The organism is Sphingobacterium sp. UBA6645 (assembly GCF_002455685.1).
Taxonomy (GTDB): domain Bacteria; phylum Bacteroidota; class Bacteroidia; order Sphingobacteriales; family Sphingobacteriaceae; genus Sphingobacterium; species Sphingobacterium hotanense.
This window is the reverse complement of sequence record NZ_DKLH01000034.1, coordinates 1-14,659: the sequence shown is the minus strand read 5'-3', so window position 1 is coordinate 14,659 and position 14,659 is coordinate 1. Positions and strand designations below refer to the sequence as shown.

General features: G+C 40.3%; 17 protein-coding genes. 13 read left to right on the top strand and 4 right to left on the bottom strand.

All coding sequences use genetic code 11. The annotated features are described in order from the left end of the window. Positions 1-18 precede the first annotated feature (18 nt). Genes pxpB through B2400_RS05570 form a run of 4 tightly spaced genes read left to right on the top strand, consistent with a single transcriptional unit; the run spans position 19 to position 3,571 of the window. Positions 19-696 carry a 5-oxoprolinase subunit PxpB gene (gene pxpB, locus B2400_RS05585; RefSeq protein WP_149527720.1) on the top strand — a complete coding sequence of 226 codons (678 nt, stop codon included), beginning with the start codon at positions 19-21 and terminating at the stop codon, positions 694-696. Then, complete coding sequence (locus B2400_RS05580; RefSeq protein ID WP_187773859.1) at positions 686-1,648, top strand: biotin-dependent carboxyltransferase family protein; 963 nt, start codon at positions 686-688, stop codon at positions 1,646-1,648. Before pxpB ends, B2400_RS05580 begins: the two co-directional genes overlap by 11 nt. Then, positions 1,638-2,396, top strand: coding sequence for a LamB/YcsF family protein (locus B2400_RS05575; RefSeq protein ID WP_293931690.1), 759 nt, complete (start codon positions 1,638-1,640; stop codon positions 2,394-2,396). Before B2400_RS05580 ends, B2400_RS05575 begins: the two co-directional genes overlap by 11 nt. After that, positions 2,393-3,571, top strand: coding sequence for an NRAMP family divalent metal transporter (locus B2400_RS05570; protein WP_293931688.1), 1,179 nt, complete (start codon positions 2,393-2,395; stop codon positions 3,569-3,571). The genes B2400_RS05575 and B2400_RS05570 overlap by 4 nt, the downstream gene beginning before the upstream one ends. A 120-nt stretch (positions 3,572-3,691) precedes the next feature. On the opposite strand, the gene B2400_RS05565 is transcribed toward B2400_RS05570, so the two are convergent. Next, on the bottom strand, positions 3,692-4,153 hold the full coding sequence (locus B2400_RS05565) for a GyrI-like domain-containing protein (RefSeq protein ID WP_293931686.1): 462 nt from the start codon (positions 4,151-4,153) through the stop codon (positions 3,692-3,694). A gap of 192 nt (positions 4,154-4,345) precedes the next feature. Between B2400_RS05565 and msrA the strand changes: the two genes are divergently transcribed. The 8 genes from msrA to B2400_RS05525 all read left to right on the top strand — a co-directional run bounded on the left by msrA (position 4,346) and on the right by B2400_RS05525 (position 11,214). Beyond that, positions 4,346-4,981: a peptide-methionine (S)-S-oxide reductase MsrA gene (gene msrA / locus B2400_RS05560; RefSeq protein ID WP_149526508.1), complete on the top strand. Its 636-nt coding sequence runs from the start codon at positions 4,346-4,348 to the stop codon at positions 4,979-4,981. A gap of 95 nt (positions 4,982-5,076) precedes the next feature. Continuing rightward, positions 5,077-5,952, top strand: a complete 876-nt coding sequence (locus tag B2400_RS05555) for a hypothetical protein (RefSeq protein ID WP_293931683.1) — start codon at positions 5,077-5,079, stop codon at positions 5,950-5,952. Then, positions 5,924-7,114 carry a phospholipase D-like domain-containing protein gene (locus B2400_RS05550; RefSeq protein WP_293931681.1) on the top strand — a complete coding sequence of 397 codons (1,191 nt, stop codon included), beginning with the start codon at positions 5,924-5,926 and terminating at the stop codon, positions 7,112-7,114. Before B2400_RS05555 ends, B2400_RS05550 begins: the two co-directional genes overlap by 29 nt. A gap of 72 nt (positions 7,115-7,186) precedes the next feature. After that, positions 7,187-8,701 carry an NAD(P)H-dependent oxidoreductase gene (locus tag B2400_RS05545; protein ID WP_293931679.1) on the top strand — a complete coding sequence of 505 codons (1,515 nt, stop codon included), beginning with the start codon at positions 7,187-7,189 and terminating at the stop codon, positions 8,699-8,701. A 66-nt stretch (positions 8,702-8,767) separates the two neighbouring features. Beyond that, on the top strand, positions 8,768-9,190 hold the full coding sequence (locus B2400_RS05540) for an SDR family NAD(P)-dependent oxidoreductase (RefSeq protein ID WP_293931677.1): 423 nt from the start codon (positions 8,768-8,770) through the stop codon (positions 9,188-9,190). After that, positions 9,191-9,544: a hypothetical protein gene (locus B2400_RS05535; RefSeq protein ID WP_293931675.1), complete on the top strand. Its 354-nt coding sequence runs from the start codon at positions 9,191-9,193 to the stop codon at positions 9,542-9,544. It abuts the gene before it with no gap. A 235-nt stretch (positions 9,545-9,779) separates the two neighbouring features. Further along, positions 9,780-10,571: a hypothetical protein gene (locus B2400_RS05530; RefSeq protein WP_286650689.1), complete on the top strand. Its 792-nt coding sequence runs from the start codon at positions 9,780-9,782 to the stop codon at positions 10,569-10,571. Between the two features lie 181 nt (positions 10,572-10,752). Further along, positions 10,753-11,214 (top strand): hypothetical protein, encoded by a 462-nt coding sequence (locus B2400_RS05525; protein WP_286650690.1) that lies wholly within the window; start codon positions 10,753-10,755, stop codon positions 11,212-11,214. Between the two features lie 307 nt (positions 11,215-11,521). On the opposite strand, the gene B2400_RS05520 is transcribed toward B2400_RS05525, so the two are convergent. The 3 genes from B2400_RS05520 to B2400_RS05510 are packed head-to-tail and all read right to left on the bottom strand — an operon-like array spanning position 11,522 to position 13,216. Further along, positions 11,522-11,710 carry a carboxymuconolactone decarboxylase family protein gene (locus tag B2400_RS05520; RefSeq protein WP_286650695.1) on the bottom strand — a complete coding sequence of 63 codons (189 nt, stop codon included), beginning with the start codon at positions 11,708-11,710 and terminating at the stop codon, positions 11,522-11,524. Positions 11,711-11,736: 26 nt separating this feature from the next. Beyond that, the gene (locus B2400_RS05515; protein WP_293931672.1) at positions 11,737-12,387 is read right to left on the bottom strand and encodes a carboxymuconolactone decarboxylase family protein; all 651 of its coding nucleotides are present in this window, start codon (positions 12,385-12,387) and stop codon (positions 11,737-11,739) included. A gap of 58 nt (positions 12,388-12,445) precedes the next feature. After that, positions 12,446-13,216: an AraC family transcriptional regulator gene (locus B2400_RS05510; RefSeq protein ID WP_293931670.1), complete on the bottom strand. Its 771-nt coding sequence runs from the start codon at positions 13,214-13,216 to the stop codon at positions 12,446-12,448. A gap of 462 nt (positions 13,217-13,678) precedes the next feature. On the opposite strand from B2400_RS05510, the gene B2400_RS05505 reads away from it, so the two are divergent. Then, positions 13,679-14,287 (top strand): DUF1062 domain-containing protein, encoded by a 609-nt coding sequence (locus tag B2400_RS05505; protein WP_286650693.1) that lies wholly within the window; start codon positions 13,679-13,681, stop codon positions 14,285-14,287. The last annotated feature ends 372 nt before the right edge of the window (positions 14,288-14,659 follow it).

Genomic DNA, 14,659 nt, shown 5'->3' with positions numbered 1-14,659 from the left:
CATAGCATGGCAGAAAATATGAATTATTATCACCTAGGTGATACCGCGCTGGTCGTTGATTTCGGGGGAACCATTACTCTGGAAATCAATTCGCGAATTAGACAACTGACAGCAGGACTGGCAGAGCGCAAGATCCCCGGCATGTTAGAGGCGGTGCCTGGGTATACAACATTGACATTGCATTATAATCCGCTTACTATTTCTTATGATCGATTGGTTGACTTAACAAATGAGATTTTAAAAGAAAACTTTACTTTAGAAATAGAATACTTGGAGCCGAAGGTTATTCCGGTTTGGTATAATGGTCCTGACCTAGCTGTTGTTAGCAAGCATACGGGCCTTAGAATTGAAGAAATCATTGAGCGTCATACCGATGTCGAATATTTGGTTTATATGATTGGCTTCGCTCCAGGCTTTCCTTACTTGGGAGGGATGGATAAGATATTATCTACACCGCGTCGGGAGACACCACGAATAAAAATTCCGGCAGGTTCTGTGGGTATTGCTGGGGAGCAGACGGGCGTTTATCCGATGGAAACACCGGGAGGCTGGCAACTTATCGGGCAAACCCCAATCGTTTTATTTGATATAGAACGAGAGCAGCCATCCTTCTTGAGTGCTGGCGATCGCGTGAAGTTTCATGCGATTACGCAAGAGAAGTTTGAGAATTATAACATGGAAAAAGATGGGAATTAGCGTCATAAAGCCTGGCTTATTGAGCACGGTTCAGGATTTGGGTCGTTGGGGTTTCCAACGCTATGGCGTTCCGGTGAGCGGTGCGATGGATCGATTGGCATTGCGATTGGGAAATATAATTTTAGGGAATGATGAAGCGGACGCGGCAATTGAATGCACTTGGACGGGGCCTAGCCTGCGATTTGATCGGGAACAGCTCATCGCCATTACAGGCACTAATCTTTTTCCTAAGCTGAATGGTGAGGAAATAGCTATGTGGAAACCGATTTATGTTCCTAAAGATGGGGTTCTTTCATTTGGCAAAGCGGAAGACAATGGTTGTAGAGCTTATATTTGTTTCTATGGCGGGTTGGATGTTCCGCTTGTTTTAGGAAGTCGTGCGACTTACATGAATGGGAAGATGGGGGGGGTAAATGGACAGGCACTCGTCAAAGGAAATCAGATTTCCTTTTTGAAATCATTGCAATCGGGTCAGTCTGTTTTCAACTGGTCGATGGATTGTTCGTTGTATCCGAATCTCGCAAGCCGCAGGATCCGAATAATGGCAGGTCCTCATACAGATCGTTTGGAAGGGGAGAGTTTATCGGATCTGTTTAGTCAGACCTTTGAGATAAGCAACGCATCTGATAGAATGGGCTATCGATTAAAATCTAAAGCGCTAGCCTTAAGAGATAAGGAAGAGCTTTTGTCTTCCGGAGTTGCTTATGGAACAATTCAACTTCCTGCCGACGGGCAGCCGATTATCTTAATGGCCGATCATGGGACGACAGGGGGATATCCGATCATTGGACACGTCGCTAGTGTCGATTTACCCTTGCTGGCTCAACTGAAGCCGGGCGAGCAAATTCGATTTGAAGAAATTAGCATGCAACAGGCTCAGCACCTTTTGTTGGAGCAAGAGCAGGAAATAAATAAACTAAGACAAGGCGTAAAACTAAAATATGAAAGCTAAGAAATTGATAGACTTGAATTGTGATATGGGCGAGAGCTTCGGCTCTTGGACTATGGGAAACGACGCGGCAATTATGCCATATGTTTCTTCTGTGAATATTGCCTGTGGATTTCATGCAGGAGATCCAATCATTATGATGAACACGATAGATTTAGCTATTCCGCATGGCGTAAATATCGGTGCACATCCTGGATATCCAGATCTAGCGGGTTTCGGACGTCGGCATCTATTTATGAGTCCGAAAGAAGTCTATGCTGCGGTTTTGTATCAGATCGGCGCGCTATCGGCAATAGCTCGGGCGAGAGGTGCTGAACTACACCATGTAAAGCCGCATGGAGCGCTTTATAATCTCGCCGCTAAAGATAGGGTATATGCAGAAGCCATAGCAGATGCTATTTATGCGTTTGACTCTTCCCTTATCTTATACGGGCTCTCCGGTAGTGAATTGACGCGGGCAGGAAAGGAAAAGGGTTTATCGGTATTCCATGAGGTTTTCGCCGATCGAACTTACCAAGCTGACGCTAGCTTAACTCCACGTACGGAACCTAACGCGATTTTAAAAACCCCAGAAGAGGTTGTCGATCAGATAATTCGCATCTTGCAGACGGGAGAAGTAATAACACGCAGTGGCGATGCTATTCCCATCGAGGCCGACAGCATTTGTATCCACGGAGATCATGAAGGTGCTGCTGAATTTGCAAAGCAAATTTATCAACAATTAACGGATTTTGACATCAGCATTCGATGAAAAATATAAATAAATCAGCCTTACCCGGTGCAGCATTATTGATGGCTACATCTGCCGTTGGACCAGGATTCCTGACGCAAACGACCGTCTTCACACAATCATTAGGTGCAAGCTTTGGCTTTGTCATTCTGATTTCTATCCTGATTGACATCGGAGTGCAAATGAATATTTGGCGGGTTATCAGCATGTCGGAGATGAGGGCACAGGATATTGCCAACAAACTCCTTCCGGGGCTTGGGGCATTCCTGGCTCTGCTCATTGTGTTAGGAGGCCTTGCATTTAATATCGGCAATGTTGCGGGTGCAGGTTTAGGACTGGAGGCCTTAGTAGGGCTGGATGTTACGACCGGAGCTATTATTTCTGCAGTTTTAGCAATCGGGGTTTTTGCTAACCGGCAGGCGGGCAAAGCGATGGATCTATTTGCGCAGATCATGGGCTTTATCATGATAATTGTCATCATTGGTATTGCTGTTATATCCGCTCCTCCAGTAAAAGAGGCAGCACTAAGAACTGTGGTTCCAACGACAATAGATTTCATGGCAATCATTACCCTTGTTGGCGGAACGGTTGGCGGATATATTACCTTCGCTGGAGGGCATCGTTTGATTGATGCCGGCATCAAGGGGAAAGAAAACCTTCGCAGTGTGAATAGGAGTGCGGTGATGGGAATTTCTGTAGCTTCCCTTATCCGTATATTTCTGTTTTTAGCCTCATTAGGTGTCATTAGTCAGGGTTTGGTAATTGACCAGAGCAATCCTACGGCTTCGGTATTTCAGCTGGCGGCTGGCAATTTCGGTTATAAGCTTTTTGGACTTGTTATGTTTGCTGCGGCAGTCACCTCCATAATTGGCTCAGCATATACTTCAGTCTCTTTCCTAAAGTCTTTCCATACAAAGATTGCACAATACGAAAACTGGATAATCATTGCTTTCATTCTGTTTTCGACCTTGGTATTTATGCTGGTTGGGAAGCCTGTTGATCTTTTAATTATCGCGGGCGCCGTAAATGGAATTATCCTGCCATTATCTCTAGCGGTTATGCTGATTGCTGCCTACAGGCCGGATATCGTTGGTGACTATAAACAGCCAACCGTATTGACTATTATCGGCGTATTGATTATTGCGATATTAACCTATATGAGTTCAAAGGTTATTATTGGTCTTTTCGTGAGTTAAGGATTTTTAGAGACTAGTAATAGTCGTCCATTTGAAAGTTGCATAAAATAAAGCCCTACCTCAAGATATCAAGATTAACCTTGAACACATAAGGTAGGGAGTGGTATTCTTAAGCTGCTATCAATCCATTACTGAAATAAAAGTTTCCACTTCCGCTTGGTCGCCATCATAATATTTCTTTCCATGAACAGTGAAGTCGGCCTTGTATGCGCGGTTTAAATCTGTGTTTGCCCATATTTCAAACCATGTTTTACCGACTGCCTCTGGCATTTTTCCTTTGGATACAAACTTTTCATATTTTGCCTCTTCGATGGTAACTCCTACAAAACCATCTGGGATTTGCTCTAAAGAGGTTACAGGTCGGCCGATAATTGTCGTATAGGGATGGTTGAAATCAGATTCATAATCGTTGTAGACTACATAGATGTCTTCACTGCTTTTGTTAGGGATCCGTTCCTGAATGTTTTCATTCCAAAACTTCACCCATAGTGCTTCGATATCTTCTGCTGCTTGTCCGTTTTTATTGCAAGTTCTCGTGCTGATACCAATAACATAGAATTGTTCGATTGTTTCTGTACTCATTCTGATAATTTTTTTGATGGAAGCAAATTTATGCCCGCTATTGACAACCCTGTGGCAGCAGAGAAACTATATCAACCTATTCTTTAAAAAATAATTTTTACTAATAGGAATTTCCTAAATTTGAATAGAAACTAAAGTTCTGGATTCTAGCGATTTTGCTATGAAAGAGTAACTTCAATTAAACAAAGAAATATGAAAACGACTATTGTTATTGTACTGCTGTTGTCATTCGTGGGCGGATTTCTGTTGATGTCTAATAAGCAAACACCCGGATATGCGGACGCGCAGAATACAGATAAATTAGAACCTATAAGTAAAGATTTGAAAGAAATCTACTTTGCGGGTGGATGTTTTTGGGGAACCGAGCATTTCTTTCAGCAGGTTCGCGGAGTTACTAAAACGGAAGTTGGCTATGCGAACGGCAATATTGATAAACCTTCTTATAAACAAGTAACGACTGGAAAGACCGGTTTTGCGGAGACTGTTAGAGTTATTTATGATCCGAGAGTTATTGAACTAGATTTATTGATTGATCTTTTCTTAAAAACAATTGACCCTACAACTTTGAATAAACAGGGGAATGATATTGGGACGCAATATCGTTCAGGGATATATTTTGTTGATGAGAGCGAGAAGCAGCTAATCCTTTCGAAGCTAGAAACGCTTGCCCAAGGATTTAACGCACCGGTTGTTGTCGAGGCAGAACCCTTAAAGAATTTCTATACCGCCGAGAAATATCATCAGAAATACTTGGATAAGAACCCCGGCGGATATTGCCATATTGGTCCTGAGCTATTTGAAATGGCGCGGAAAGCAAATCCAAGATAGATAGCAGATTTTCCCATTTAGATAGCAATCAATACATTTTTCCTAAAAATATCGATTAACTTGCTCCTGCTTTGTTGTAAGGCAAATTATTAGATATGGAAACACAGGAAGGAAAACAATCTCTGTTTATTGATCGAGACATAAGTTGGTTATACTTTAATGAGCGTGTACTCGAAGAAGCAGCTAAGGAGAGCACGCCTTTATTAGAGCGATTGAAGTTCTTGGCAATCTATTCTTCTAATCTAGATGAGTTTTATCGGGTTCGGATGCCGCTTTTGCTTGGGCAGCGAAAGCTGGATAAAAAAAATAGGCAGCTAGTCGATAACCCTAATACTTCCAATCATTTTAAGAGCGTGAAACGCATTATCCGTAAGCAACAAAAGCGCTTCGGAAGTATTTTAGTGCAGAACATTATCCCTTCGCTAGGCGAGGAGGGCATCATCTTAAATTACGGAAAAGAGCTTCCTGATTTTGCAATCCAAGAGCTTAGAACCTATTTCTATGTAGAGATTGCGTCCTATCTGCATATTATGGATTTGAAGGGGTCTATCTCATTCTTTCCGGAGAACAACCATATTTACTTTTTTATCCTGTCCTCCGACGATCGTCGTTTTATCATCAATATTCCAAGCAATCACATTTCTCGGTTCAAGGTGATAACGCATGATGGTCGGCGGTACGTATTTTTTATCGACGATATTATTAAGCACTTTATCGGTGGGCTTGGTGACTTCAATGCCATCAAGTATATATCAAGTTTTAAGGTGACGCGAAATGCGGAACTTAATATTAAAGAGGAGGCGGGGACCGATTTAAGTGAGGAGCTAATGAAAGAATTGCAGAAGCGTGACTTCGGATTAGCAACAAGGCTTCTCTACACCGCTGATCTACCCAAGGAAGAATTAAACAATGCATTGGACTTTCTGCAACTAAAGAAGTCGAATGCAATGGCAGGGGGGGCAGTATCATAATCTGAAGGATTTCTTTGCTTTTCCGATTACTGAAGAGAAGTTGAGATATTCTCCGCATGCTCAAATTCTCATAAAAGATTTAAATGAGGCTAGTGTTTGTGAGCTAATGGAAAAGAAAGATATCCTGCTTCATACACCTTATCATTCCTACGACACCGTTGTCCGCTTTTTTAATGAAGCTGCTTTAGATTCTGATGTAACACATATCTATACAACAGTTTATCGCTTGGCGAAGGATTCTAAAATTGGCCACGCTTTGCTGAACGCAGCGAGAAATGGGAAAAAGGTATTTGTTTTTGTTGAGTTGAAAGCAAGGTTTGACGAGGATAATAATATCCAATGGGCAAAGCGCTTGGCGAAAGAAGGCGTGCAGATTTCCTACGGCATTCCGAAGATTAAAGTGCATGCTAAAATAGCGTTGGTTATTCGAAGTAATCGGTATTATGGATTACTGTCAACAGGTAATTTAAACGAGAATACCGCCAAACAATACACTGACCATTCCTTACTAACTGTCGATCAAGAGATATTGCAGGAGCTACATAGTCTGTTCTCTTTTCTATCTCTGAATAGAAGGAAAAACGCGGAAGACAAAATTGATTTTAAGCAACTGTTGGTTGCTCATTTTAATTTATATGACTATTTCATAAAGCTTATAGATTTCGAAATCAGCGAAGCCCAACATGGCAGAAAGGCATTGATCCGAATCAAGCTCAATAATTTGGAAGAAGAATCCCTAATAAATAAGCTCTATGAGGCATCGCAAAGCGGAGTGAAAGTTGAGTTGATCGTTCTCGGAATCTGCCGATTAGTAGCTGGAAAGGAAGGTTTGAGCGAAAATATACGTGTCAAGAGAATCGTTGGACGCTATCTAGAACATTCTCGAATCTTCAACTTCTTTCATTCAGGAGACAATCTCCTTTATCTCGGGTCTTCCGATTGGATGCATCGCAATATTTTTCATCGCGTGGAAGTTTGTTTCCCTATCTCCAATAAGGATCATAAGGAGGAAATATTGCACTATTTAGAAATTCAGAACAATGATGATCTTAGTGCGACCTGGATTTTATGTGATGGACAGAACGGTAAAATCGAATCCGGCGCAGGCATTTCATCACAAGAAGCCATTCTCCATTACTTACAGAATAAGCAAGTGGGATAATCTACTGGACGAGGTTTTTCATTGATTTTAAACACTTTCTCTAGCAGCCTGTTTTATAAGAAAGAGTTTTATATGAAGGTACTCGTCATCTTGGGACATCCACGATCGGACAGCTATTGTTCGGCCTTGGCCGATGCTTACACTCGCGGGGCGCAGGCGGCAGGCGCCGAAGTTCAGTTTCTGAGATTATCAGATCTAGATTTTGAGTTGAATGTATTAGTTCCATCGCCTCAACATCAATTTACGGAGCCTGATATAGTGAAGGCGAAGGAATTGATCAAGTGGGCCGACCATCTTGTTTTCGTCTATCCGACTTGGTGGGGCAATATGCCTGCACTGATGAAAGGTTTTGTTGATCGGGTATTTGTGCCAGGCTTCGCATTTTATGAAATCCAACCGGACGCTTTCGAGAAACTGTTAAAGCCCAGAACGGCACAATTGATCATTACGATGGATACGCCGGTGCTAATTGATCGAATTATTAATGGAGCACCCTCGCGCCGTTCGATGGAAAATGCTACGCTTAAGTTCTGCGGCGTTAGCCCTGTTCGCAAGATGCTTCTGAGCCCCATAAAGCACTCTACTCAACAACAGAAGGACCTTTGGTTGGAAAAGGTATATCAACAAGGCTATGCGCTCCGTAATGGCGTACTGACTGCCAGAGAACGCTTTCTACAAAAGCTGATGCCATGGATACAGGCCATCCGTTTGCAATTTTATCCAATGACCTTTTTTGCTTACGGCATCGGTGCGTTTGCCTATGCAAAGTTATATGATTCCTTCAACTGGACTGTTTTTTTATTGGGCTATCTCGTCTTGTTTTTGATTGAAGTGATCACCGTCTTTAGTAACGATTATTACGACAAGGAGACCGACAAACTAAATCGATCTTTCGGTCCTTTTTCGGGCGGTTCTAGAGTTTTGGTCAACGGCGTGATATCGGATAACGAATTGATCGGAGCGATGAAAGGACTTTTTGTTGCGCTCTGTTTATCCACTATACTTTTAGGGTTTATCTCCGTTAGCAGCTTTCCAACGATACTGTTAAGCATTGTTTTATTGTTTGGGATCGCCATTTCGTACACCGCTCCACCGTTGAAGTTTTCTTATCATGGATTAGGAGAAATAATCGTGGGATTTACCCACAGCTTCGCTGTCATTCTTTGTGGTTTTATCTTTCAGGGTGGGGATTTCAATCATTCCTATCCATGGCTATTAGGGATTCCTTTATTTTTCTCCATTATCCCTGCGATAATTATGGCGGGAGTTCCGGATTACGAGGCTGATAAGGCAGCGAACAAAGGCACATTGGTCGTGCGCTTAGGTAAAACAGGAGGGACTTATCTGGCAGGGCTATTTGTTTTGATGTCGTTGATTTCAGTCGCTCTGTTGAACCAAATCGACCTCATTAAAGACGCGTATGGTAATTTCATCTATCTAGCGGCTGTTCATGGAGGATTCCTCCTACTGATGTTCCTTAACTTTATTCGAAAGAGAAACAAGCCTGATCGTATCGATGGGATGATGGCTATTGCCTTGATGTATATTTTATGGTTTGCTTTAGTGCCTTTTTTTCGCTTGGTTTGAGACTAGATTCACGAATAACTCTTCGAGATTCGTTTATGAATAATTCACTTTAACTATTTAATAGCTATGGGAATTATTGGCGATGGCTTGGATCTAATCCAAGATTTAAGTGGACAGAAAGTTCTGATTTTTGGCGGAACAGGGTCTGTTGGTGAAGGCATTCTCCGCTCTTACCTGAAAACAAATGGTGAAATTATTATTCCTTCTCGTTCGGAGAAAAGCCGCGACAACTTATTGTCCATTTTAGGAGCAGTAGGGGATACCGATAGATTATCTTTTGTTATTGGTGATTATACGAGTTTTGATTCTGCGGAAACTATTGCGAAGGAAATTACTGAGCAGTATGGGGCAATAGATCACGTAATAGCCTGTATAGGTGGTTGGTGGACGGGTGGCCCGCTTTGGACGGTTTCAGAAAAAGATTGGAACGATCAATTTGTTGGTCTCGCTACAGGTCATGCTGCCTTAGCAAAAGCATTGATTCCTTGATTGGAACGAACGGGTTCTTATCAGATCATATCGGGAGGTTCCGGCACGCATGCGGTGGCTGGTTCGAGTATTGTATCCATGCAGCATGCTTCATTGATTATGATGGCTGAAGTATTGGGATTAGAGGCGGGAGATAAAAAGCGAGTTTTTGCATTTGTATTGGGCGTGGTGGATAGCAGAAACCGGCCTGCGCATCGCCCATATTGGATATCGGCAGAACAGGTAGGTATGGTATCTTCTATTCTAGCCAAGCAAGAGCGAATTGCTTCCCGGATTATTGAATTGAAGGATAAGGCTGCCTTGCCTGGCGTATTGGAAAGTCTAGGATGGTTTGCAGTATTTACAATCCTTTAGCCTTAAACAATAACTTTCGTATTTTTCAACGCATCTACAAGGATACGTTTTTCATTAAAAGATCGATTTTCGAAGTTAATCGCCTTTCGAATAGTTTCTTGAATGTCTTCAACATTTATAACCTTTAAATCGTTTAAATATTCAGTCCATATAAAATTCCAATATCCGAAATTCAGCATTAAACGTTGGGCATTTTCTACTGTCAAATTGATAGTTGTTAACCTCAAGTTGTTATATGAAATCTCTCGTTTTTACATTCCTACTCTTCATTTTATCGAGCTGCTTACATGCGCAAAATATCTCCTTAGAACTTATCGATGTTATCAATAATAATGTCATCGCTGTTCAGCAAGGGAATGTCAAAATTCTGCTAGACGAGAGAGGAAACCTAAAAAATACAGTTCCATCATATTGGGGTGAAGCCAGCAAAGATGGGAATAGGCATGTAGAATATGATCTATCTGGACGTATTAGTCGAATTGGGAATAACCACTTAGACTACGATTTGCGCGGGCGCTTATCGCAGATTGGAGATCATAGGATCATGTACGATTTAAGCGATAGGGTGAGCATGATTGGAAATTATAGGCTAGACTACGATCTTCACGGAAGACTTACTCAACTAGGCGATAAAAGAATCGAATACGACCTTAAAAATAGGATCGTAAAGCTTGGAGATCAGAATATAGATTATGACATTCGCGGACGTGTGGAGAGAATAGGTAATCAGGATATTGATTATGATCTTCGTGGCCGCGTAGATAGAATAGGTAATCAAGATGTTGATTATGATCTCCGCGGACGTGTGGAAAGGATTGGTGATCAGCGTATCGATTACGACCTTCGTGGAAGAGTAGCAAGTATTGGTGACCAGCGTGTCGATTATGATCTTAGGGGGAGGGTTGTCCAAATCGGCAATACTCGTATAGATTATGATATGCGAGGACGAATTGCGCGTATCGAAAATAGCGAGGAAAGAGGAGTTATCGAATTATATAGGATGATAGAAACACTGAATAAGCGCTAATCGAATTTGCTTTTCTGCATGTTAATCTAATTTACAGTTATTGAGGCTGATTTCCATTGTAATATTGCTCTGATACCTCCAATTTTCAGGGCTTTTCTTTCTAAAATAACTAGAACTAGCTATTTCTCAGCTCTTTCATTCATGGTAATTTTGTAGTACTGAACAATTAGAACTCAAAACTATGAATGCAAAAACAAATATTAACTATCTTTTTAGTCCGCTTCTTATCCTAATTTTTACTTCATGGGCTTCAGTAGCTAATGCCCAACAGGAACTGATGGAGCAGATCAATGCATTGTCGAAATATTACTTGACTAGTGGTATGTCATTCGAGATAAAAAATACAAATGGCGACGCTATTTTGTCGGTTTATGACGAGGATACCGATGAGGAACACACCGTGTACTTGAATTTGAAAAACGACTTTTGGATTGAAGACATTCAGTTAGACGAAGACGAAGAAGGCCATATTATCCGGCTGACACCAAAGAAAAAATTGAAACTGGAAACTAACGATGGCGTTTCCTCGATAGACGTTGGTCAATATATTCAGATTTTCAGCAAGGTTAATGGTGCAAGGACGTCTTATCTGCACGATCGAATTATTGCGTTTGCCAAAGCAATAGGAACAAAATCGAAATAAAGTTTTTAAAAATTGAGGGTGAAAGACAGGAAGAATTAATAAGACTTATCTAGAAATTATACTGTCCTTAAAAAGGGAATCTAAGGGAGCTGTCGTAACTAGACAGCTCCTCTTGTTTTAGGTGATTTGGGTTTATAGAATCATCTTTTTTTCTGCGAGCCTTCGATTACTTAAACCCCTTTCAAACCCATTACATACCCCATACAAACCCCAATCAAAACCCTTCGGGAAGGGTTTTGATTAGGGTTTGTATGGGGTAAAGAAGAAGTGCAGGTCGAAGTTGGTAGTAAGATTTTCTAGCCACTTATTATTCTCTTTCTGATAGTACTTCTTTCAATGCATTAGTGCCATTGATTGCTGAGGGAAAACCAGCATAAATACTCATCAGCAACATCGTTTCTTTTATTTCATCTTCTGTTAAGCCAGTATTTAATCCTGCATTTAAATGAAACTTTAATTGTTGTTTAGCGGTTCCCAATGCTGTTAAAGCTGCAATAGTGGCTATCTGACGATGATTTTTACTTAAATTGTCTCGAGAAAAAATATCAACAACATTGGGAAGGAGGGTGTGTCTCTAACCAATTCGGGTGAAAAATCATCATATGCATTCTTCAGCTTTTCAACTTGCGTGCTGTCTAATGCAGATAGCTCCTTTTCGCCTAACAGTAGTCGGTCGGAAGTGGTGTTCTGGGTCTCCGATTTTCCGACATCGTCATAAATTCCCTTCTTTTGCCTTTCGGAGAGTACATCCTTAAGCGCATTTATTCCGTTAATGCTGTTCGGAAATCCAGAGTAGACAGACATTTGTAAGATTACCTCTTTTATTTCGTTGATTGTGCTTCCGGTATTCAACGCTCCGTTGATATGAACATTTAACTGAGGTTCGGCATTGCCCATCGCGATCAAAGCTGCCCCTACCGCGATTTCCTTTGACTTCATGTCCAAGGTTTCTCTTGCATAAATATCGCCAAATGCATACTCAATGATGAATTTCCCTAAATCCGGCGAAATATCCTTTAAACTATTGATTACTTTTTCTCCTGCCTCTCCTTCAACTTCTTTGAGTTTTTCCCAACCCAACATAAATCTTTGTGATTGCATCTCATTCGAATTTGTTTGTCCGATGGCATCTATGCTCCATGCCAAAAGCAAGGTTATTACAACTAATTTCATTTTTTTAAGTAAAATTAGTTTGTATAGCATCAAGATGGTTAGGACTTACCTTTAGTTTTTAGGTACTTTTCCCGAAATGGGAGGGCGTAAAATTAGTTTTCTTTTTAAAAATTCTAGAAAAATAAGAGCTGTCTTCAAATCCTAATCTAAAAGCGATTTCACTTGTATTGAAAAAAGAATAGAGTAACAAGCGTTTTGCTTCGGTGATTTTCAGTTGCAGTTGTAGTTGTTTTGCCGACATGCCCGTTTCGTGCTTACAAAGTTGATTCAAAAGCTGGTCGCTGCTGTTGAGTTCTTCTGCATATTGATTAATGCTTAGGTTTTTATCAATATTCTCCGATATGAGTTTCTTTAATTCGGAAATAGTTGTATCGGATTTCCGAACATCATTTTTGGAAGTCTGGAGAAGCGAAAGCAAGTATGCGATGGCAGATAATTGGTTGTTTCCGGAAAGCATGCGTTTAAAAAATTCATCCATAAAACGAATATCTTCGGCTTTCAGATCAATGAAAGGATTCGTAAAGTCAATGTTTAACTGCTTTGCGTTTGGGGCATCAATAAGAAGAAAATATCCACAAGTATCAGTGGAGTATTTCCAGTTATGGATTTGTGTAGGGTTGATAGTAAAAATTCTGTTTGCAGAAATCTCATATTCGTTAAAATCGATCACATTTATTCCGTCTCCCTTGGTGAACCAGACCAATGAATAGAAATCGTGTCGAAGCGGCCAATCAATATTAGGGTCGGGGGTATTTTCAAATATGCCGACGAAATAACCAACGGATTGTTTAGTATGTGGTATTATATCGTATAGGGAATAGCTTTGCATCTAATCCTGTTTTTAATAAAATTATTTATCCAAAAGGTTTGTATAGCCTCTTTATCGGATACTAACATCGTTAGGAATGCTTACTTAAAAATACGAAAAAGCTTCTTCTCTTGTATGATATCTTGAGTTCTTATTACTACCGGACTTTTCGGCGTTTGTCGTTTTGTCGAACAATAAGTATATCCGTATTAGGACATATATCACTTATATTTTGGGATCGATTCTTAAATTTATAGTAGCTTAATAACAGCCTCATAAACCACAGGCTGCTGATTCTTTCTTGGGGTTACTCAACCCCGATTGGTTTCCTATTAAATTATTATTCATGCATCGTTGGCATTACTCGCAAGAGTAATCAATTTCATTACGATGATTCTCAGCATTCTGATATTCATACGATGAAGATACTACCGCATGGATAATCTGCAGTCCACAAAATTGTATTAAGCGATTTTAAGAGTAATGATTCAAGAATATCTACTGAAGGTAAAAGTCAAAAACACACCCTATTTAAAGAAACAATGTAATCGATGCCATAATACGAGTTTTTATTGTAGTGACCGGTTTCGTATAAATGCGCAGAAAAAGAGTATTGATGTTTGGCTGATCTACAACTGTAATAAATGTGATAAAAGCTACAATGCGACAATAATATCGCGTAGTAAACCAGAGCTAATAACGAACGATCTATTTGATCAATTTTTAGAAAACGATATTGATACAGCTTGGCGATACGCCTTTTCAAAGGAAATTGCAAAGATAAATTCGCTTGAATTTGATTTTGGAAGTGTTGAATACGATATAGTGTATCAGGGGGAATCATTTGCAACATTAACTAGCAATCAGCACGACAAATTAATATTTAAAATCAATTACCCATTTGATTTCAATCTAAAAATCTCAAGGATAATAAGGGGAGAATTCGGTTTTTCTTCAAATCAGATGGTATTATTGATTGAAGAGAAAGTTATTTCTGTTGATTCAAGATTTCTTCAAAAGAAAGATAAATTGAGGGATGGTTTGATCATAGAGATTGATGTGCTACAGATAAAAGGTATATCCAATTTGTGATTGTTTAGGGGGATTAAGTGGATCTAGGTACAGGTTCCCGATCTTGAAGGGTGGCAAAGCAAGGTCGCTGAATTGTATCATGTTAGAGGAATTCCCCAGAATTTTTTATTAAACCCAGAGGGTGTGACTATCGCTACTAACCTTAGGGAAGAGGAGCTTCTAAAAACGTTAGAAGATATTCTGGAAAAATAACTTTCGATAAATTCTATTTAAGCGTCTCTGTTTGGTTTTGGGGGTCTGATATTGTTCGGACCTTGTTTTCAACATAGAATTAAAAATTAGATTAGCGTGGCTAAGGTTCGATGAAACCGGGCTCCTGTTGTTGGGCTTAGTATTTCTCAATACTTATTGTGGATCAAGCTGAATTCTTGG